Annotated in this window: 12 protein-coding genes and 3 pseudogenes; 10 read left to right on the forward strand and 5 right to left on the reverse strand. The window is 70.3% G+C overall.

Going from position 1 to position 20,545, the window contains the following annotated elements:
* Positions 1–502: 502 nt before the first annotated feature.
* Together ACF1A5_RS11990 and ACF1A5_RS11995 are read left to right on the forward strand one after the other, a co-directional pair.
* Positions 503–1,492 (forward strand): TIM barrel protein, encoded by a 990-nt coding sequence (locus ACF1A5_RS11990; protein WP_392192710.1) that lies wholly within the window; start codon positions 503–505, stop codon positions 1,490–1,492.
* A gap of 140 nt (positions 1,493–1,632) precedes the next feature.
* Complete coding sequence (locus ACF1A5_RS11995) at positions 1,633–2,799, forward strand: ROK family protein (RefSeq protein ID WP_392192711.1); 1,167 nt, start codon at positions 1,633–1,635, stop codon at positions 2,797–2,799.
* A gap of 126 nt (positions 2,800–2,925) precedes the next feature.
* Here ACF1A5_RS11995 and ACF1A5_RS12000 read toward each other — a convergent pair whose 3' ends face one another.
* From ACF1A5_RS12000 to ACF1A5_RS12020, 5 genes and pseudogenes are all read right to left on the reverse strand, one after another.
* On the reverse strand, positions 2,926–3,165 hold the full coding sequence (locus tag ACF1A5_RS12000) for a LuxR C-terminal-related transcriptional regulator (RefSeq protein WP_392192712.1): 240 nt from the start codon (positions 3,163–3,165) through the stop codon (positions 2,926–2,928).
* Between the two features lie 341 nt (positions 3,166–3,506).
* Positions 3,507–4,772, reverse strand: a complete 1,266-nt coding sequence (locus ACF1A5_RS12005; RefSeq protein ID WP_392192788.1) for a family 16 glycoside hydrolase — start codon at positions 4,770–4,772, stop codon at positions 3,507–3,509.
* A gap of 183 nt (positions 4,773–4,955) precedes the next feature.
* A pseudogene (locus ACF1A5_RS12010) lies at positions 4,956–6,611 on the reverse strand (ThuA domain-containing protein); the annotation flags it as partial.
* An 18-nt stretch (positions 6,612–6,629) separates the two neighbouring features.
* Positions 6,630–7,559 (reverse strand): annotated as a pseudogene (locus tag ACF1A5_RS12015) (ThuA domain-containing protein); the annotation flags it as partial.
* Positions 7,560–7,845: 286 nt separating this feature from the next.
* Positions 7,846–8,811 carry a multicopper oxidase domain-containing protein gene (locus tag ACF1A5_RS12020; protein ID WP_392192713.1) on the reverse strand — a complete coding sequence of 322 codons (966 nt, stop codon included), beginning with the start codon at positions 8,809–8,811 and terminating at the stop codon, positions 7,846–7,848.
* 543 nt (positions 8,812–9,354) lie between these two features.
* On the opposite strand from ACF1A5_RS12020, the pseudogene ACF1A5_RS12025 reads away from it, so the two are divergent.
* From ACF1A5_RS12025 to ACF1A5_RS12060, 8 genes and pseudogenes are all read left to right on the forward strand, one after another.
* Positions 9,355–10,878: pseudogene (locus ACF1A5_RS12025) on the forward strand (OmpL47-type beta-barrel domain-containing protein); the annotation flags it as partial.
* 414 nt (positions 10,879–11,292) lie between these two features.
* Entirely contained in the window at positions 11,293–12,474 is a 1,182-nt protein-coding gene (locus ACF1A5_RS12030; protein ID WP_392192714.1) for an ROK family protein, read from the forward strand.
* 89 nt (positions 12,475–12,563) lie between these two features.
* On the forward strand, positions 12,564–13,820 hold the full coding sequence (locus ACF1A5_RS12035) for a Gfo/Idh/MocA family protein (protein ID WP_392192715.1): 1,257 nt from the start codon (positions 12,564–12,566) through the stop codon (positions 13,818–13,820).
* A 713-nt stretch (positions 13,821–14,533) separates the two neighbouring features.
* Entirely contained in the window at positions 14,534–16,045 is a 1,512-nt protein-coding gene (locus ACF1A5_RS12040; protein ID WP_392192716.1) for a sugar ABC transporter ATP-binding protein, read from the forward strand.
* On the forward strand, positions 16,042–17,106 hold the full coding sequence (locus ACF1A5_RS12045) for an ABC transporter permease (RefSeq protein WP_392192717.1): 1,065 nt from the start codon (positions 16,042–16,044) through the stop codon (positions 17,104–17,106). The genes ACF1A5_RS12040 and ACF1A5_RS12045 overlap by 4 nt, the downstream gene beginning before the upstream one ends.
* A 132-nt stretch (positions 17,107–17,238) precedes the next feature.
* Complete coding sequence (locus ACF1A5_RS12050; protein WP_392192718.1) at positions 17,239–18,303, forward strand: substrate-binding domain-containing protein; 1,065 nt, start codon at positions 17,239–17,241, stop codon at positions 18,301–18,303.
* A 44-nt stretch (positions 18,304–18,347) separates the two neighbouring features.
* Positions 18,348–19,148 (forward strand): ThuA domain-containing protein, encoded by an 801-nt coding sequence (locus tag ACF1A5_RS12055; protein WP_392192719.1) that lies wholly within the window; start codon positions 18,348–18,350, stop codon positions 19,146–19,148.
* 179 nt (positions 19,149–19,327) lie between these two features.
* Positions 19,328–20,494, forward strand: coding sequence for an inositol-3-phosphate synthase (locus tag ACF1A5_RS12060; protein ID WP_392192720.1), 1,167 nt, complete (start codon positions 19,328–19,330; stop codon positions 20,492–20,494).
* The last annotated feature ends 51 nt before the right edge of the window (positions 20,495–20,545 follow it).

Here is a 20,545-nt window from a genome sequence, read left to right on the forward strand (position 1 = left end):
CGACTGGACGGAGGCGGATGTGGTCGCGCGGTCCGGGGTGGGACGTGGAGTGAGGGCCCGGCGGGGTTCGCGGCCCCCTGAAGAAGCGTCATGAGCGTGTGGGCCATGACCATGGACTGTCAAGGATGTACTGCTCAGTAGCCGCGTTTCGTGGCCTGAAGTGGCCACATCTTTTGCTGGTCTAGTGAAAAGTCACGACGGTTCGTGGTGAACTATCGGCGGTCTCAGGCGTTCATCGTCCTTTGAGGATTCGTCGAGGCCGTCCCGTCGCCGTCGCGCGGTCCCCGGTGAGAACGCGCGGGGGCAGCCGTACCGCCCTCGCTCACCACGCGTGACTTCGTCGCCCCGCCAGCCGTTCCGCCGACCGCCAGTCCGCCAGGCGTTCCAGGCCGACGAACGCCCCCTACGACCACCCCGCCCGGACGCCGGGCGAGGGCGTCTCCCCCTGACGGCCCCCGCCGCGGCCCACCGCGGCTCGGTGTTCCACAACGAAGGAGTGATGATGGGTCAGTTCGCCCATGACTTCGACCGCAGAGGCTTCCTGCGCGCGGCAGCCGCAGGCACCGTGGCCATCGGTGCGGCGACCTTCGCCGGCGCGCTGCCCGCCGCCGCCCAGACGCCCGGCCCCGGTGCCCAGCAGCACGGCGCCAGCCTGAGCATCCCCAAGGACGCCATCGGCATCCAGCTCTACAGCGTCCGTGACAAGGTCTACCAACTCGGCTTCCGCGTCGTCTTCGAGGAACTGTCGCGGATGGGTTTCAAGGAGGTCGAGTTCGCCGGCTACACCCAGGACCCGTCCATCCTCGGCCGGCAGATCACCCTCCAGGAGATCCGCACGCTGCTCGACGACAACGGCCTGCGGGCCATCGGCAGCCACGTCGGCATCGGCAGCTTCCGCAGCAACCTGCAGCAGGAGCTCGACCACGCCCAGACCCTCGGCATGCCGAACATCGGGACCCCGAACGCCCCTTCGGACACCGCCACGGTCGCCGGTTACCAGGCGGCCGCGGAGGACTTCAACCGATGGGGCGTGGCGGCGTCGGCGCGTGGACTCAAGCTCTACCAGCACAACCACTGGGCGGAGTTCGCCTTCGCCTCGGACCAGCCGGCGGTGCGTCTGTACGACGTCTTCCTGGAGAACACCGACCCCGCCCACGTATACCTCGAGATGGACGTGTACTGGGCGTTCGTCGGCCAGTACCGCTACCCCGGCTTCGACCCCGCCGCGTACGTGCGCGAGCACCCCTACCGCTACACGCTGTTCCACATGAAGGACGGCAAGTCCGACCCCAACGTCGGCGACGGTTACGACATGACCGAATTCGGCGCCGGCGACATGCCCTACGAGCGGTTCATCCACGCGATCGGCCCCTTCGGCAACCACCATGGCATCTGGGAGCAGGACACCGCCCCCGGCACCCAGCCCAACCCGCCCGGCTCGTTCGGAGCGGCGCAGCGCAGTTACACGGCGCTGGCGGACCTGCTCTCCTGACCTGCCGTCACCGCCCCGTTCCACCGCTTCCCCGGCTCGTGCCGGAGCCGGCGGCGGAACGGGGCGGACGCCTCTCACGCCCTCGTCGGCCCGGACCACGTGACCCGGCGAGCAGTGCCTTCCACCAGGAGGTGAGCGAAGTGAGCGTCCAGTACGGTCTGCTCGCCCTGCTGCGCGACCACGGGCCGCAGTCCCGCGCCCGGTTGGCCGGCCTGCTCAAGGTGCCGCGACCGCGTGTGCTGGCCGAGCTCGACCGCCTGACGGCGGCGGGGACGATCGTGGAGGCGGGTCCGACGGCCTCCCGCGGCGGACGCCGCTCCGCCCTCGTGAAACTGCACCCCGGCCTGCGCTTCGCCGCGATCGACCTCGACGCCCGCTCGGTCGGCGTCGAAGTCACCGACGGCTGCCTGCGGGCGGTGGCGTCGCACGGCGAGCACTGCGACATCCGCACCGGTCCGGAGGCCGTCCTGGGACGGGTGACGCAGATCCTGGACAAGATCCGTGCCGAGGGCCACTTCACGCGGCTGGACGCCATCGGGATCGGCCTGCCCGGACCGGTGAGTTTCCGCGAGGGCGTCCCCGTCTCCCCGCCGATCATGCCGGGATGGGACCGCCATCCGGTCCGCGAGGTGCTCTCCGGCGAGCACGGCTGCCCCGTCGCCGTCGACAACGACGTCAACGTGATGACCCTGGGCGAGCGGCACAGCGGCGTCGCCCGGACCGTCGACAACCTGATCTTCGTCAAGATCGGCAGCGGCATCGGCTGCGGAGTACAGATCGACGGCCGCGTCTACCGTGGCGCCACGGGCTGCGCCGGGGACATCGGCCACATCCAGGTCGACGCGGACGGCCCGGTCTGCTTATGCGGGAACGTGGGTTGCCTGGAGGCGCACTTCAGCCGGGAGGCGCTGGCGCGCCACGCCGAGTCCGCCGCGGACGGGGGGTCCCCGGTGCTGGCGGAGCGTCTGGCGGCCAGGGGCTCCCTCACCGCCCGCGACGTCGCCGACGGCGCGGCGGCCGGTGACGCCGTCTGCATCGGCATCGTCCGGGCCGGGGGGCGGCGGGTCGGCCAGGTGCTCGCCGGGCTGGTGAGCTTCATGAACCCGTCCATGATCGTCATCGGCGGCGATCTCGCCGATCTCGGGCACATCCTCCTGGCGGAGCTCCGCAGCGTCGTCTACCAGCGGTCGCTGCCGCTGGCCACCGGCGACCTCCCGATCGTGCTGTCCGAACTGGGCGCTCGCGCCGGGGTGGTCGGCGCCGCCGTGCTGGCGAGTGAGCTGGCCTACGGCGGCCCCCCGGGCTGAGCTCTCGGTCGCTCGAGTGCGCGGCGCCCCGGCGGCCGCGCCCGGCCGGCCGGACCCGTACGCGCCCTGCCGCGCCCCCGAGGGGCGCGGCAGCGTGGGGGACCTTCGGGGTTCTCAGGGGCGGGTTCAGATCAGGCCGCGCCGCGCCGCCCACGCGACGGCCTCGATGACGCTGCTGACGCCGATCTTGTCGCACACGCCTCGGCAGCGTCGCCGCACCGTACGGGGGCAGACATGGAGCCGTCGGGCGACGGACTCGACCGGCAGACCGGTTGCCAGAAGCGACAGCAGGTGCACCTCGTCGCCGCGCAAGGCATCGTTGTCAGGCTCGGGGTGCCGGTCCGTCTCGTAGCTGAGCGTGGACACTTTCGTCCTCCTTCGCCGAGTGCGGCCGGCAGGGAACGCGGGGAAGGCCGCCGCCCGGACAGGAGGCCAGAACCCGTGATCGACCGCGGGGTGTCAATCGCCTATGAACGTTTCGCCTGGGTAACTGCTGTAGCTTGGGTAACTGTTCGCGTGCGCAGGGTCAAGGGTGGCGCCGCTGCATGGGTCCGGGTTTGGTGTGCTCTACACGAAAACTTCCGCCGGATCGAACGCTTCGGCCCGGCGGCCGAACGGCTCGGCGCCGGCGCGTGGATGCACACCGACTCGCAGTGGAGCCGGACTCGGGAACGCCGCCCCGAGCCCGGCACCGAACGCTCCTGTGCTTACAGGTCCCGCTCCCGGATGTTGCGGAACTCGATCAGGTCGTTGTCACTGTGGTTCTGCAACCCCACGTAACCGCTGAGGAACTGACGCAGGTCCGTGGGCGGATCGCCCGCACGCGACGACGACTTGCCGGGCGTGTTGTCGAACTCGTTGATCACCACGCCGTTGCGGATGATCGTGTAGTGCTGCCCGACGACCCGGATCTCGTAGTCGTTCCACTGGTCCTTCGGGGTGACCTTCGCCTGGTCCAGGCCGAGCGGATCGAAGTTGTAGACCGAGCCGGTCTTCTGCGGTTCGCCGGTGTCACCGTCGTAGATCTGGATCTCGTTGCCGCAGTAGATCGCCACCCACTCCGGAGCGGTGCGAGCCGATCCCTGAGTGCCGCAGCTGCCGGCCGGCCGCTGGTCCAGTGGCGTCCGCGGGTCGGGGAATCTCACGAAGACACCGCTGTTGGCCCGGTGGCCGTCCGGAGCGACGTCCCGGAACTGCAGCCGGATCGAGTAGTCCTTGAACTCCCGCTTGCTGTACCAGAGCATGCCCATGCCGCCGGAGCTGCGCATGGTGCCGTCCGGCAGGAGCGAGAACTCCCCTGCGCCCGCCTGGCTCCAATCGGCGAGGCTCGCCGCCGATCCGTCGAAGACGGACTTGTATCCGGGCGTCTTGCCGATCGGCGACTGGGCGGCGGCCTTGCTGAGGGTCGCCGCCTCGTGGTTGTCGAGGACACCGTCCTTGCGCCACTGGTCCACCAGGTCGTTGACGTTGCTGACGAACGCGCCGTGGTTCGCCCAGGTGCCCTCGTCGTCGATCAGGTCGTTGACCGTGCACCCGCCGCCGGCCTTGTGGTTGGCCACGCCGGTGTCGCTGTCGAGCAGCCAGACAGTGGAACGGGCGTCGGGCGCCGTGCAGCCCGCCCTCACGTCGATCTTCCCGGTGGACTTCTCGCCGTCGGCGTAGGTCACCTTGAGTGTGGCGTGGTAGGTGCCGTAAGAGGCGTAGGTGTGCGTGGGGTTGGGCTCGTGCGACGGCTGACTGCCGTCACCGAAGTCCCACTCCCAGGCGATGCCACCCGCCTTGGCGGCCGAGAACTGGATCGTCCGCGGCTTGCTCTGCGCGACCGGACGGCCCGAGGCGTCGCTCGGGTTCGGCGTGGCCGGGCCGCCGTGGTAGGCGACGCGGACCAGCTTCTGGTTCGGGTCCAGGCTGAAGAAGCCGCCGGCGTAGTCGAGCATGTAGAGCGCGCCGTCCGGGCCGAACTTGGCGTCCATCCAGCTCTGGACCTTGTTGTCCCCGCTGCCGCCGGGGAGGATCTTGCGCAGGTCCTCGCCGAAGACCGGCGGGCCCTGGTCCTTCACCTTGTCCTGGTCGACGGTGACCGCGACGCGGTTGTTGGCGTTGGACTCGTCACCGATGAACCACTTGCCGTCCCAGTAGGAGGGCCAGGCGACACCGCTGCCCGTGTCCACCTCGGAGCGGTGGTAGGTCGGGCCGTCCATGATGGCCTGGCCGCCGCCCTTGAGGTAGGGCTCGGTGTACTTCTCGTCGCTCTGCACGTACGTGGGCAGCCCGCTGCCGTCACTGCGCTCGGGGTAGACCACGCCGCCGCCCTGCGGCGAGTACCAGATCATGTTGTCGCGGGCCGGCGGGATGTCCACCAGACCGGTGTTGCGGGGCGAGGTGTTCTTCAGGTGGTCGCAGTCGTACCAACCGGTCAGCACACTGGCGTCGGTGTTGCTGCGGTCGCGGTACGGCTGCTTGTCGCCCATGCAGTACGGCCAGCCCTGGTTGCCCGCGGAGGTGATGATGGTCGCGGTCTCGTACTTGGCCGGGCCGAGCTCCGGGTCGGGTGTCGGCGCGTCGGGGCCGACCCATGCCGCGGTCAGCCAGTTGTTCGTCTTGTCCCAGGCGATCCGCGCGATGTTGCGGACACCCATGACGTAGATCTCCGGGCGGGTCTTGCCGCCGCCTTCCTCCTGGCCGGTGAACAGGTTGCCCTTGGGGATCGTGTAGGTGCCGTCGGCTTCGGGGTGGATCCTCAGGATCTTGCCGTTGAGGTCGTTGGTGTTGCCGGCCGTACGGCGCGCGTCCTGGAAGGACAGGCCCTTGTAGTCCTGGGTCCAGTTGTTCCCGGAGTAGCCGGCCCCGGCACCCTGCGAGGAGTTGTCGTCACCGACGCCGACGTAGAGATTGCCGTCGTTGTCGAAGGTCATGCCTCCGCCGGTGTGGCAGCAGCTGTGGATCTGAGCGGTCCAGTGCAGCAGGTCCTTGCGGGTGCTCTTGTCGATCGACTGGTCCTTGAAGTCGTAGGTCAGCCGCGAGACGGTGCGCCGGCCCGTCTGCTTGTCCCGGTCGACCGACTCGTGCGGCATCCAGTAGACGTAGATCCAGCCGTTCTGCTCGAACTTGGGGTCGAGCGTGATGCCGACCAGGCCCTCCTCGTTCTTGACCAGTTCGCTGCCGCTGCCCCGGTTGCCCATCACGTCGAGCGTGGTGAGCAGCTTGACCTGCTTGGTCTTGGGGTCCCACTGGTGGATCGTGCCGCAGCCCAGGCCCACCTCGGGGTCGTTCCAGTCGGGGACCGGGCCGCTCGGGCAGGCCGCCTTGCCGATGTAGAAGACCTTGCCGTCGGGGGCGATCGTCAGACCGTGCGGCTCGCCGATCTGGTCGAGTTGGCCCGGCTGGTTCTTGCCCGTCAGCCGCTCGACCGAGTAGTTCGACGCGATGGTCGCCTGGCAGTCGCCTCGGACCATGCCGGTCGTCCACTCGATGGCGCCGAGCAGATGGCTCTGGAACCTGGTGTCCGAGGTGTAGCTGTCCTCGGTGCGGCCCATGCCGGTGTAGAACGACCGGCCGCCGTCGTAGTCCCGGCACCAGGAGATCGGGTGGAACGGGCCGTTGCCCGCGGGCCCCGCGTCGTAGGAGTGCTCCTCGACCTGGGCGACCGTCTGGACCTTGCCGTCCGGGTTCGGGTCCCAGTTCATCCACTGGTCGGACCGGGTCCACTTCAGCGGCAGGCCCTTGTTCGCCGGGTGCCGGCGGTCGGTGAGGTCCACGACCGCCTGCTGCACCTTGGTCTCCGGCGCGGGGGCCGGGTCGGCCCCGAACAGCCGCAGCTCGGCCAACTGGATCAGCGGCTCACCGGAGTTGGCGGTGACGTTCAGCCGGTAGTACTGGTAGGCCGTGGTGTTGGCGAACTTGTACTGCTTGGTCTCGAAGCGGTCCGGGAAGTTCTGGCCGGTCTGGGTGTCCAGCGTCTTCCAGGTGTTCCCGTCCTGCGAGCCCTGGAGGTTCCAGTCCTTGGGGTCCCGGCCCGGATAGTCGTTGGCCGACGTCAGCGCGTACTGGGCCACCGCGACCGCGTGGTCCATCTTCGCCGTGACCCAGCCGGTCGGCTGGTGAGCCAGCCACTTGGTGGTGTTGCTGCCGTCGAACAGTTTGTCCTTCGTCTCGTTGGGCGGGTTGTCGTCGCTCGCCGTGACCCCGGCCACCTTCTCGGATGCGGAAAGGCTGGAGGCCGGGCGCGTGCCGATCAGTCCGGTGAACCAGTTGGAGTCGGCGTCCGCCCGCGCCGCGTCGTGGACGCCGACGAAGCCGCCGCCGCCCTTGACGTAGGCCTGGAACGCGGACTCCTCCTCGGAGGTGAGGGTCACGCCCTTGGCCGACAGGAAGACCACGCCGCGGTAGCGGGCGAGGTGGTCGGCGGTGAAGACGCCCGGATCCTCCGACTCGTCCACGGAGAAGCCGTTCTTCTGCCCCAGTTCCTTGACCGCCGAGGCGGCGGTCGCGACCGGGTCGTCCTGCTGGGCGGCCGGTCCGTGGAAGACCAGAACGCGCACCGGCGCTTCGGTGCCGGCGCCCTGGTCCTGGCCCTGTCCGGACTGTGGCCGCGCTTGTGCCTGCACCGCCGGAAGCGCGGACAGTCCCAGTGCCAGCGCCGAGCTGGACAGCAGGACGACCGCGCGTCGCCAGGGCGAGGCCTGGCGGGGGATCCGCGCGGGACGCGACGGCGGTGCTCCGCTTCGTCGTGACAGCGCGTACCGGTCTCTTCGGCCCATGGTTGCTCCTTGACTCGATCCGACAACGGGAAGGTGGCCAGGGGGTGGAGCGAGGGCTGCCGCACGGGCCTCGCCCGGAACACGCCGGGCGAGGGGATTCGGATCGGCCGTGGGGACGTCCGGAGACGGCCGGGGCGCCGGAACCCTGGGGGTCGCGGACGCCCCGAGTCTTCACGCCGGGACCGAGCGGCGGCAGGGTGGTACACGCCCGTCAGACCGTCCGGTCAGGTGTGACGGGCGTGGCTCAGAGGGCGGGGGAGGGGACGGGCGGCGCCGGCCGCCCCGGCTACATGGGGTGCGGGTCTCCGGGGACCGTGCCGTCGGCATCGGTCACCATGAAGACCCCGGACATCCCCATGTCCGAGTGGCTCTGGACGTGGCAGTGGTACATCCAGGCCCCGGGTCCGACCCGTTCGCCGGCGATCACCTGGAACCCGAAGGAGTCCGCGGGGCCGGTGGTCCTGGTGTCGATGACCCGGCTGACGTCCTGAGGCCCCTGCCAGATCCCGGTGCGGTTGTCCGTCCAGCGGTGGCCGTGCACGTGGAAGGTGTGGAAGAAGTCGCCGTGGGTGATCACGACGAACTCCACCCGCTCGCCCCGGACGGCCTTGAAGGTGGGGGTGTCGGGAGCGACCCTGTTGTTGATCGTCATGTTGTTGAACACGACCGTGAACTGCTTGTCGGGCAGCACATCGCCCTTGCGCCGTACCACCACGGCGCCGTACAGCCCCTTCCGGATGCCCTCGGTGCCGTGCTCGGTGCCCACGTTGTGGTCGTGGTAGTGCCAGTAGCCGGCGCTTCCGGCCTCCCACGTCCCGTCGTGGCGTCGGGTCGGCGCGTGTGTGCGCCAGACGTAGGTCCGCCGCGCGCCCGGCTGGACGACGCTGTCGTTCATCCTGGTGCCGTCGCTCGCGGTTTCGTAGTCCAGGCCGTGCACATGGAGGCTGGCGGCGACGTCGAGGTTGTTGACCACCTCGATGTTCATGGTGTCGCCCTCGGTCAGCTCGATGAGCGGGCCCGGAATCGTCGCCTGACCGAGGCGCAGGCCGTAGCCCATCTCCCCGTTCGGCAGCTTCTCCATGTACAGCGTCAGGTTGCGGACCTCGCCGTCGCCTCCCGCGGTGGGCTGGTCCTTGGGCGGCGCGGCGGCGGCGCTGCCGAGCACCGCGGGGACGACGGCGGCCGCCGCGGCTCCGGTGGCGAAGGACCGCCGGGACAAGAGGCGTCGCGTGCCTACGCCTGAGTCGGTCATCGCTCTCCAATCCTCGACAGGCGTGGGTGCCTGAAGGCGTTTCGTGGTCATGAGGTGCGATGCGCGTCAGATGCGCCGGTACGGCCGAGACCGGCTCGGCTCGGGGAGGCGGAGTGCGCCTCGGAACGGCCTCACCGTAACGGCGCCTCACCAGTTTTTCCAGACTCAGGTCAAAGTTGGTTGGGTTGTGGTCATAGACCTTGGCGGTCCATCAAAAGACCGCTAACTTCGCATCGTTGCCGCTCTCCAGGAGAGCGATCACCCGCAGTTCCTCTCGGCCGCCTTGAGCTCGAGGCGCCCAGGTGACGGACTGTGCGCCACCGCCGCCCCGGACCGAGCTCGGCGCGGCACCCGGCCGGACGGGCCCCTACGCGGTCGTCCGGGCGGCTGGTCGTCCACCCGGCGGGACCGCGGATCCGTGCGCGGCACCGCAACCAGCGATTCCCGAAAGGTGCAGCGGTGTTCAGAAGACTGCTCCATGCCCAGACGGATCCGCCCCCCGCGAAGTCCGCGCCACGGGGCCGGTTCAGCCCCCGTCCGGCGTTGGTGACGTTGGTGGCCGTGCTGCTCACGGCGTTCTCGTTGGCCGCGCCGGCCGCCTACGCGGAGAGGAGCCGCGACGCCGCCGCGGCGGACGCCCAGGTGCTCACCTGGACGGCCGGCGACGGATACATGGGCTATACGTCCGCCCCCACCACCGCGGTGGCCGGCCCGGCGACGATCGTGTTCGAAAACAGCGCGGCGACCGGCAACACGACCGGCATGCCGCACACGTTGACGTTCGACACCTCCAACCCCGACTACAACACCGACGTCGACCTCAACATCCAGGCGAGCCCCTCGGACTCCAGCGGAGGCCGGCACACGGCCCAGGTCACCCTGAGCCCCGGCGTCTACCACTTCTACTGCGCGATGCCCGGCCACATGATGTCGGGTGAGCTGACCGTCACCGCGGCCCCCGGGAACGACACCACCGCGCCGGAGACGTCGGCGTCGGTGTCGGGGACGAAGGACGCTTCGGGGAATTACGTCGGCAGTGCGACGGTGACGGTGTCGGCTTCGGATGCGGAGTCGGGTGTGGCCGCGGTGGAGTACGCGCTCGATGGTGGGGCGTATGCGGCTTATTCGGCGCCGGTGCAGGTGAGTGGTGTGGGTGAGCACACGGTGTCGTACCGGGCGACGGACAAGGCGGGTAATACGTCGGCGGTGAAGTCGGTGTCGTTCACGGTGGTGGCGGCTCCGCCGCAGGACACCACCGCGCCGGAGACGTCGGCGTCGGTGTCGGGGACGAAGGACGCTTCCGGGAACTATGTCGGCAGTGCGACGGTGACGGTGTCGGCTTCGGATGCGGAGTCGGGTGTGGCCGCGGTGGAGTACGCGCTCGATGGTGGGGCGTATGCGGCTTATTCGGCGCCGGTGCAGGTGAGTGGTGTGGGTGAGCACACGGTGTCGTACCGGGCGACGGACAAGGCGGGTAACGCGTCGGCGGTGAAGTCGGTGTCGTTCACGGTGGTGGCGGCTCCGCCGCAGGACACCACCGCGCCGGAGACGTCGGCGTCGGTGTCGGGGACGAAGGACGCTTCCGGGAACTATGTCGGCAGTGCGACGGTGACGGTGACGGCATCCGACTCCGGTTCGGGCGTGGCCGGTATCGAGTACTCGCTCGACGGCGGCCCCTACCTGCCGTACTCCGCGCCGGTGGCCGTGAACAGAGCGGGGAGTCACACCTTCCTGTACCGGGCCACCGACAAGGCCGGCAACACGTCCACGGCGAAGTCGCTGTCCCTCACCGTCGTCGACAGCGAGCCGCCCACCGACTGCCCCGAGAGGGACGACCGTTCCACGGTGTTCACCGGCTCGGTCAACACGGGCATCCCCAACCGCGTGACGACGAACGGCTGCACGATCAACGAGCTGATCGAGGACCACCGGGCCTGGAGCAGCCACGGCGCGTTCGTCTCACACGTCGAGAAGATCGTCGCGACCCTCCGGAGCGAGGGCGTCGTCGATCAGCGGGAGGCGGGCCAGATCAAGAAGGCCGCCGGCCGCTGCGACGTCGGCAAGCCGCCCACCGCTCGTACGGAACAGTGAGGTGACGGCGGGCGCCGCGATACCTGCCTGACCCCTGGGGGTTCGGGGGTTCGGCGGAGCACTCGCCGAAGCGCCCCGCATACCTCGACCGCACGGCAACAAGGCCCGATGGAGTGGAGCCGGCCGGCTCCCCTCTATCGGGCCCGCCCCTTTGTCGCGTCCGCCAGGACCCCGCCGCCGGGTCGGCGCGCGGACGCGGGTCCTGGCAGGCGCCTGCCCGTCGGGGACTTCAAACCGGCTTTGTCCATTGCGAGATGAAAGTACATCGGACTGCTGCACAAGTTCTTTCGTGTTCGGCACCACGGTGCTACGGTCCTCTTGAAAGTCGCGCCCCGAAGTGCCGGGTGTGCGTACGACTCCGGCGACGACGGGAGGGGCGGCGTGAGGCGTATGACGGCTCGACCGGCCAATGTCCATCAGGCCAGGCTGCTCCGTCTGCTGCGCGACCTCGGTCCGCAGTCCCGGGTCGCCCTGGGCGACCGGGTCGACCTGTCGCGATCCAAGCTCGCGGTCGAGATCGACCGGCTGCTGGAGACGGGCCTCGTCGTCCAGGACGGTCTCGCCGCCTCCCGCGGCGGCCGCCGCTCGCACAACGTCCGGATCGCCCCCTCGCTGCGGTTCCTCGGCGTGGACATCGGTGCCACCTCCGTGGACGCCGCGGTCACCAACGCGGAGCTGGACGTCCTCGGCCACTTGTCCGAGCCGCTGGACGTGCGTGAGGGCCCGGTCGCCGTGTTCGAGCGGGTGCTCGCCCTGGCCGCCAAGCTGCGCGAGGCCGGGCTGGCGGAGCACTTCGACGGCGCCGGGATCGGCGTGCCGGGGCCCGTCCGGTTCCCCGAGGGGGTCCCCGTCGCACCGCCGATCATGCCTGGCTGGGACGGCTTCCCCGTCCGCGAGGCGCTGAGCCAGGAGCTCGGCTGCCCCGTCCTCGTCGACAACGACGTGAACCTGATGGCCCTCGGCGAGCAGCAGGCCGGTGTCGCCCGGTCCGTACGCGACTTCCTGTGCGTCAAGATCGGGACCGGTATCGGCTGCGGCATCGTGGTCGGCGGCGAGGTCCACCGCGGGGTCACCGGCAGTGCCGGCGACATCGGCCACATCCAGGTGGACCCGGACGGGCCACCGTGCGCCTGCGGCAACATCGGTTGTCTGGAGGCGCACTTCGGCGGCAACGCCCTGGTGCGCGACGCGACCACGATGGCCGAGGCGGGCCGTTCGGCGGAGCTGGCCGGGCGGCTCGAGGCGGCAGGACGGCTGACCCCTGAGGACGTGTCGGCGGCCGCCGGCGCCGGGGACGCCGCGGCCCTCGAACTGATCCGCATGGGCGGAAGCCGCACCGGTCAGGTCATCGCGGGCCTGGTCAGCTTCTTCAACCCCGGCCTGGTGGTCATCGGGGGAGGGCTCACCGGGCTGGGGCACACCCTCCTGGCCAGCATCCGCACTCAGGTCTACCGGCAGTCCCTGCCGTTGGCGACCGGCAACCTGCCGATCGTCCTCGGCGAGCTCGGCCAGATCGCCGGTGTCGTCGGCGCCACGCGACTGATCAGCGACCACATCTTCTCACCGGCCTGACGCGCCCCCGCGCGGCCGGAATCCGTGCCCGGTGAACGGGCGTGTTCCCGCGTCCGTCGCCCGCGCCCACAAGCATCCCAGGAGCGCCTATGGACAGTCAGAACGGCTCGCCCACCATCGGGGTGGGCATGGTCGGATACGCCTTCATGGGCCGCGCGCACTCACATGCCTGGCGTACCGCCGCCTGCGCCTTCGATCTGCCCATGCGCCCGGTCATGGCCGCCCTCGCCGGACGCGAGCAAGCCGCCTTGGAGGAGGCTGCCCGGCGCCAGGTCTGGGCCGCGACCGAGACCGACTGGCGGGCCCTGATCGCCCGCCCCGACGTTCAGCTGGTGGACATCTGCACCCCCGGCTCCAGCCATGCCGAGATCGCGATCGCGGCGCTGGAGGCCGGGAAGCACGTGCTGTGCGAGAAACCGCTCGCCAACACCGTCGAGGAGGCGGAGGCGATGGCCGCCGCCGCGGCCGTCGCCTCACGTCGCGGCGTGCGCTCCATGGTGGGGTTCAGCTACCGGCGCACACCGGCTCTCGCCCTCGCCCGGCGACTGATCGCCGGAGGCCGCCTCGGCAGCCTGCGGCACGTACGGGCACAGTATCTCCAGGACTGGATCGTGGATCCGGAGTTCCCCCTGGTGTGGCGGCTGCAGCGCGAGCACGCCGGCTCCGGCGCGCTGGGCGACCTCGGCGCCCACATCGTCGACCTCGCCCAGTTCCTCGCCGGGGAGCGGCTGTCGGGGGTCTCCGCCCTCACCGAGACGTTCGTCCGCGAACGCCCGCTGCCCACGGCTTCGTCGGGGCTCGCGGCCGTCGCCGACGGGACGGCGCCGCGCGGCCCCGTCACGGTGGACGACGCCGCGCTGTTCACCGCACGGTTCCCTTCGGGCGCCGTCGCGTCCTTCGAGGCCACGCGGGTCGCCGCCGGCCGGAAGAACGCCCTGCGCATCGAGATCAACGGCGACCGGGGCAGCATCGCCTTCGATCTGGAGCGTCTCAACGAACTGGATTTCCACGACCACACCGAGCCGGCCACGACGGCGGGCTTCCGGCGGATCCTGGTCACCGAGCCCGACCACCCCTATCTCGAGGGCTGGTGGCCGGCGGGTCACGGACTCGGCTACGACCACACCTTCGTGCACCAGGCGCGCGACCTGCTGCACGCCATCGCCGAGGGCCGCGACCCCGAGCCGTCCTTCGACGACGGGCTGCAGGTGCAACGGGTGCTGGCCGCCGTGGAGCACAGCGCCGCGAACGGCAGCGTATGGACGCCCGTCGCGCACGGGGGAGTTCCGCAGGGGAGCCCACCGATGCCGTCGGGGACCGCCGCCCCCGTGGTGGTCGTGCCCTGACCGTACTCCGCGACGCCGGCCGCCCCCGTGGCCCGGCCGGCGCCGCGCACCGTGCACGGCCGAACGCCGGCAACCGATCCGCGCACTGCGCCCACAAAGGAGGATTTCAAGGAAACTCCGGACGGAAATCCGATCCGTCGAACAGTTTTCAGTCGCCGGTCGAAAAGGCCCGTCGCGACTCACCGGTGTGAACGGCCGTAGGGCAGGCATCGGTGAAATTCCGGGCATGGTCGGCCATGCACTCCGGAAATAGCCGCCTGCCTCCTCACGAGCTTCGTGCGCCATTGCCGTGAGGAGTTCCGCGTGTCCTCTGGGGTGCGGCGCGCCGGACCTCGCCGATCCGCGGTTCTCCCAGGCAGGCGGGCCGGTGACCAGGGCGCGTCGCGTCCCGCCACCTCGGCACACGGCGGGAAATCCCTCGTATTGCGAACGTACCCCGATGCCGGTTGCTCAATGCGTTAAACAGAAGTTGCCGCTTCTGGCCACGAAGGGCTCGGAAGGTTCGCGAACCCTTCTCAAACAACGTCGCGAGAACTACCTTCCTCTCAGCCCGACGGGCGACAGGGAAAGCCCGGCCGGAACCACCCGAGTCCCCTCAGGGGCCTCCTCGCCGAGGGCTTCCGTGAGGGAAGTAACGGATCAGCGCCATCGCCAAGTTGACGTACCGTCATGTGCCTTCGAGGGCCGGCGGACATCGCATCAGAGGGAGACCCATGAGTGCCCCGCTGCTCGAGATGCAAGGCGTCGTCAAGGAGTTCCCCGGCGTCCGGGCCCTCGACGGCGTGGACCTCGACGTGGTCGCCGGAGAAGTGCACTGCCTGCTGGGCCAGAACGGGGCCGGCAAGTCCACGCTCATCAAGGTCCTCTCCGGAGCCCACCAGCCCGACGAGGGGCGCATCGCCTGGGAGGGCGAACCGGTGACGCTCCCGACCCCGACGGCCGCCATGCGCCACGGGATCGCCACCATCTACCAGGAACTCGACCTGGCCGACGGCCTGTCCGTGGCGGAGAACATCTACCTGGGACACGAGCAGTCCCGGCTGGGGTTCGCCCAGCGCTCGCGGATGCACGACGCCGCACGGCGACTCCTGCGCAGGCTCGGGCATCCGGAGATCCCCGTCACGCGTGAGGTGGGTGAGCTGTCCGCGGCCGGCAAGCAGCTCGTGTCCATGGCTCGTGCCCTCTCGCACGAGGCGAGGCTCATCATCATGGACGAGCCGTCCGCCGTCCTCGCCCACGACGAGGTCGACAACCTCTTCCGCGTCATCGGCGACCTCACCGCGGCCGGCGTGGCGGTCGTCTACATCTCCCACCGCATGGAGGAGATCCGCCGGATCGGGGACCGCGTCACCGTCCTCAAGGACGGCCGCACGGTCGCCCGGGGACTGCCGGCGCGAAGCACACCCACCGCCGAGCTGGTCTCGCTGATGACCGGCCGCACCGTCGAGTACGCCTTCCCGCCGAGGGCCCAACGCCCCGACCCGGACGAGCGGCCGGTGCTTCTGGAGGTCGAACACATCAGCCGCCCGGGGGAGTTCCACGACATCTCCTTCGACGTCCGGGCCGGCGAGATCGTCGGGCTGGCGGGCCTGGTCGGCTCCGGCCGCTCGGAGATCCTCGAAACGGTCTACGGAGCCCGGCGTCCGGCCTCCGGGCGCATCCGCGTGGCCGGATCCGCCCTGCGGCCCGGCAGCATCACCGCCGCCGTCCGGGCGGGCCTCGGACTCGCCCCGGAGGAGCGCAAGAGCCAGGCGCTGTTCCTGCACTCCTCCATCGCCCACAACGTTTCCATGTCCTCGCTGCGACGGTTCGCCCGCGCCGGTTTCGTCGACGCCCGCACCGAATTGAGCGCCACGACGGACGCGGTCCGCAGGCTCGACCTGCGGCCCCCCGACCCGACCCGGCCGGTGCGCACCCTTTCCGGCGGCAACCAGCAGAAGGCCGTCGTCGCCCGCTGGCTGCTCACCGACTGCCGTCTGCTGCTGCTCGACGAGCCCACCCGCGGAGTGGACGTCGGAGCGCGGGCGGAGCTCTACGCGCTCATCCGGCGGCTCGCCGATTCGGGAGTCGGTGTGCTCCTCGTCTCCAGCGAGGTGCCCGAGGTCCTCGGCCTCGCCGACCGCGTCCTCGTCATGCGCGAAGGGCGGGTGGTCCGCGAGGCCGGCGCCCTGGACCTCGACGAATCGAAAGTGCTCGACCTCGTCATGGAAGGGAGCTCCGTGTGAGCCAGCAGACCAGTCCCCCCGGCGGGAGCGGTCCGCTGCCCGCCACCGGCCAGGGATCCCCGGCCGGACCCGTCCGGCAGACCGGCTCGTCCCCGGGCAAGGGCAGCAGCGGACCCGCCCTCCTCGGGCACATGGGCCGGGTGCGCAACCTCGGCCTGTTCGTCGTCCTCGTCCTGCTGTGCGTCGTCGGCGCGCTGACCTCGGACAACTTCGCGACCAGCCAGAACGCCCTGGTCATCCTCACCAGCGCGGCCGTCATCGGGGTCATCACGATCGGTCAGACCTTCGTCATCATCGGCGGCGGCATCGACCTGTCCGTCGGCGCGATCGTGGCGCTCGGCTCCGTGTGGTGCACCACCGTGGCCACCCAGTCCTTCGGACTCGGCGGCATGGTCTTCTGCGCGCTCGCCGTGGGCGCGGTCGTCGGCCTCGTCAACGGCCTGATCATCGCCTACGGCAACATCGTGGCGTTCATCGTCACGATCGCCATGATGGCGAGCGCCCGCGGACTGGCCGAGCGGATCTCCGACCGGCAGTCCCAGGTGGTCACGGTCGAGTCGTTCAACTCCATCGCCTCCACCCGGTTCCTCGGCATTCCGCTGCTGGTCTACATCCTGGCGGTGGCCGTGCTCTTCGGCTGGGTGCTGCTCAACCGCACCACCTTCGGCCGCCGGACGTTCGCCATCGGCGGCAACCAGGAGGCCGCGCGCCTCGCCGGCCTCGACGTGCGCCGTCACACCGTGCTGCTCTACGTCCTGTCGGGCCTGTGCTGCGGCATCGCCGCGATCATGCTGACCGCGCGGACCACCTCCGGGGCCAGCAACCTCGGCGACCTGTACGAACTGGACTCGATCGCCGCGGTGATCATCGGCGGCACCCTGCTGACCGGCGGCCGCGGCTCGCTCGTCGGCTCGATCCTGGGCGTCCTCGTGTTCACCACGATCACCAACATCTTCGTGCTGAACAACCTCACCACCGACATCCAGCAGATCGCCAAGGGCCTGATCATCGTCGCCGCCGTGCTGATCCAGCGGCGCGGCCGGAGAACCGCCGCCCCGTAGCGGCGGCGCGGACGGCGGACCCGGCCCCGCTGCCGCCGCCCGCGCCGCCCCCGGCCCCCCCGCGCGGCACGTCCGCATCGACCACGGCAGGCACGACCCAGGCAGGACCCCGTGACTGGAAGGACTTACGAGATGGACAAGCGCGGACTCGGCGGACTGGACCGCAGAAGGCTCCTCCTCGGCGGCGCCGTACTCGGTGGCGGAGCCTTGATCGCCGGCTGCACCAGCAACCAGAGCGACGCCTCCACCAGCGACGTGAACGCGGCGGGCAAGGCCGGTACCGACAACGACAAGTCGGGCAAGCAGGTGTCGATCGGCTTCTCGGCCCCGGCAGCCGACCACGGCTGGATGGCCGCCATCACCAAGAACGCCATGGCGCAGGCGAAGCAGTACTCCGACGTGCACTTCGAGGCCGTCGAGGGCACCAACGACGTCAACGCGCAGATCAGCCAGGTCCAGACGCTGATCGGCAAGAAGGTGGACGCCCTGGTCATCCTGCCCTTCGACGGCAAGGCGCTGACCGCCGTGGCCCAGCAGGCGATGGACGCGGGCATCCCCGTCATCAACGTCGACCGGGTCTTCGACTCTCCCCTCGCGTACCGGGCGTGGGTCGGCGGCGACAACTTCGGCATGGGTCTCAACGCCGGCCTCTACATCGGCAGGACCCTCAAGGCCAAAGGTGCCTCCGCGCCCGTGATCGGCGAGATCGCCGGCATCGACAACCTCGAACTCACCAAGCAGCGCAGCGCCGGGTTCAAGCGGGGCCTGGCCAAGTACGGCTTCCACGTGGGGATCCGGCAGGCCGCAAACTTCACCGCGGACTCGGGTCAGCAGGTGATGAGCAACGTACTTCAGGCACGCTCGCACCTCGACGCGGTGTGGAACCACGACGACGACCAGGGCATCGGCGTCGAGGCGGCCATCAAGCAGGCGAACCGGAGCGAGTTCTTCATGGTCGGCGGCGCCGGCTCCAAGCACGCCATGCAGGAGATCAAGGCCGACGACTCCGTGCTCAAGGCCACGGTCGTCTACCCGTCCAACATGTCCGCCTCGGCGGTCAAGCTCGCCCGGCTCGTCGCCCAGCACAAGGGCATGAGCGACCTCGTCGGGCAGGACCTGCCGTCCTCACTCACCCTGTTCTCCGCCACCGTGACCAAGGAGAACGTCGACCAGTACCTTCCCGGCGCCTTCAGCTGAGCCGGCATCCACCGTCCCCGAGATCAGGTCACGAAAGGTTGATGATGTCCCGCAGAGGTATCGTTGCGCTGCTGTCGGCGGCCGCTCTGGCCCTGCCGCTCGCGGCCACCAGCGCCACCACCGCGCACGCCGCCGCACCCGCCTTCAGAGTGCTGGTGTTTTCCAAGACCACCGGCTACCGGCACGCCTCCATCCCCGACGGGATCGCGGCGATCGAGAAGCTCGGCCAGGAGCACGGCTTCGCGGTCGACGCGACCGAGGACGCCACACGGTTCAACGACACCGACCTGGCGAAGTACCAGGCGGTCGTCTTCCTCTCCACCACGGGCGACCCGCTGGACCAACAGTCCGAGAAGGACGCCTTCCAGCGCTACATCGAGCACGGCGGCGGCTTCGTCGGCATCCACGCCGCCGCCGACTCCGGCTACACCTGGGCCTGGTACGGCGGCCTGGTCGGCGCGTACTTCAGGGACCACCCGGCGATCCAGCAGGCGACCGTGAACGTCGTGGGCCAGGGCACCGCGGCCACGAAGGATCTGCCGAACCGCTGGACCCGCACCGACGAGTGGTACAACTACCGCTCCGATCCCCGGCCGGACGTGCGTGTCCTGGCCACGCTGGACGAGAGGACGTACAACCCGGTCGGTTACACGGGCGGCTCGATGGGCGCGGACCACCCCATCTCGTGGTGCCACCCGTACGACGGCGGCCGGTCCTTCTACACCGGCATGGGTCATACGTCGGAGAGTTACACCGACCCGCTGTTCCTGTCGCACATCCTCGGCGGCATCGAGATGACGGCCGGTACGGCGAAGTTCAACTGCGACCCGGAAAGCACCGACTGACCGGCGTCCACGTGCCCCAGCGCGCCCGCCGTCCGAGGGAGGCGCGGGGCCCCGGTTCCTCTCCGTGCCCGGACGACGGGCACGGAGGGGACCAAAAGCAGCCGACAGGGGGCAGCGACATCGACAGCGAGGAACGAGCCAGCGGGGCGCGACCGCGCCCGGCCGACGGAGGTGACGAGATGCCAGATCAGCGCAGTCGCACGGGTGTCTGGTTGGCGGGGGCGCGTGGATCGGTGGCCACCACGGTCGTCGCCGGCACGGCCGCTCTGCGGGCGGGGCTGGCCGGGCCGACCGGATGCGTCACCGAGCAGCCGGGGTTCCCCGATGCCGGCCTGCCCGCCATGTCGGACCTGGTCTTCGGCGGGCACGATGTGGCCTGCACGCCGCTGCCGAAGCGGGCCGAGCAGCTGGTCGCGGCCGGGGTCCTGCCCCACGGGCTGCCCGCTCTCGTCCACGGCGACCTGGCCGCCGCCGACGCCGAGATACGCCCGGCCCCGCTCCCGGACGGCGACTTGAGCCAGTCGGACGCCGCCGGGGCGATACGCGCCGACATCGACGCCTTCCGCGAGCGGCACGGCCTGGCACGGGTGGTCGTCGTCAACGTGACCTCGACCGAACCGGTCGTGCCGGAGCATCCGGCGCACGTCTCGGCCGAAGCCCTGCGTGCCGCGCTGGCCGCCGGTGAGAACGTGCTGCCGCCCAGCTCCCTGTACGCCCTGGCCGCGATCGACGCCGGGTGCGCCCACGTCGACTTCACGCCGTCCGCCGGCATGCGGATCCCCGCTCTGGAGGAACTGGCCGGGAAAGCCGGCCTGCCGTACGCCGGGAACGACGGCAAGACCGGGGAGACCCTGCTCAAGGCGACCCTCGGGCCCATGTTCGCCGCCCGGGGCCTGCGGGTGCGGACCTGGTCCGGCACGAACCTGCTCGGCGGCGGTGACGGCGAGACGCTCGCCGATCCGGCCGCGATGGCCAGCAAGGCGGTCTCCAAGCAGCGGGTGCTCGCGGAGACGCTGGGGCACCCGGTCGAGGGCGAGGTACACATCGACTACGTGCCCTCCCTCGGCGACTGGAAGACCGCCTGGGACCACGTGACGTTCGAGGGGTTCCTCGGGGTGCGGATGAATCTGCAGTTCACCTGGGCCGGTTGTGACTCGGCACTGGCCGCGCCGCTGGTACTCGACCTGGCCCGGCTGGCGGCCCGGGCTCATGAGCGGGGGATCTTCGGTCCCCTCGGCGAGCTGGCCTTCTTCTTCAAGGATCCCGTCGGCAGCGATGAGCACGCCGTGATGAGCCAGTACGAGACACTGCGTACCTTCGCCGCCGGGCTCGGGGGCCGGCGGTGATCCGCCCCTCCGCGCTCCGGTTCGGCCCACGCGCGGTCCGGCGGGCGGGCG

Source organism: Streptomyces sp. NPDC014864 (genome assembly GCF_043081525.1).
In the GTDB taxonomy this organism is placed as follows: Bacteria; Actinomycetota; Actinomycetes; order Streptomycetales; family Streptomycetaceae; genus Streptomyces.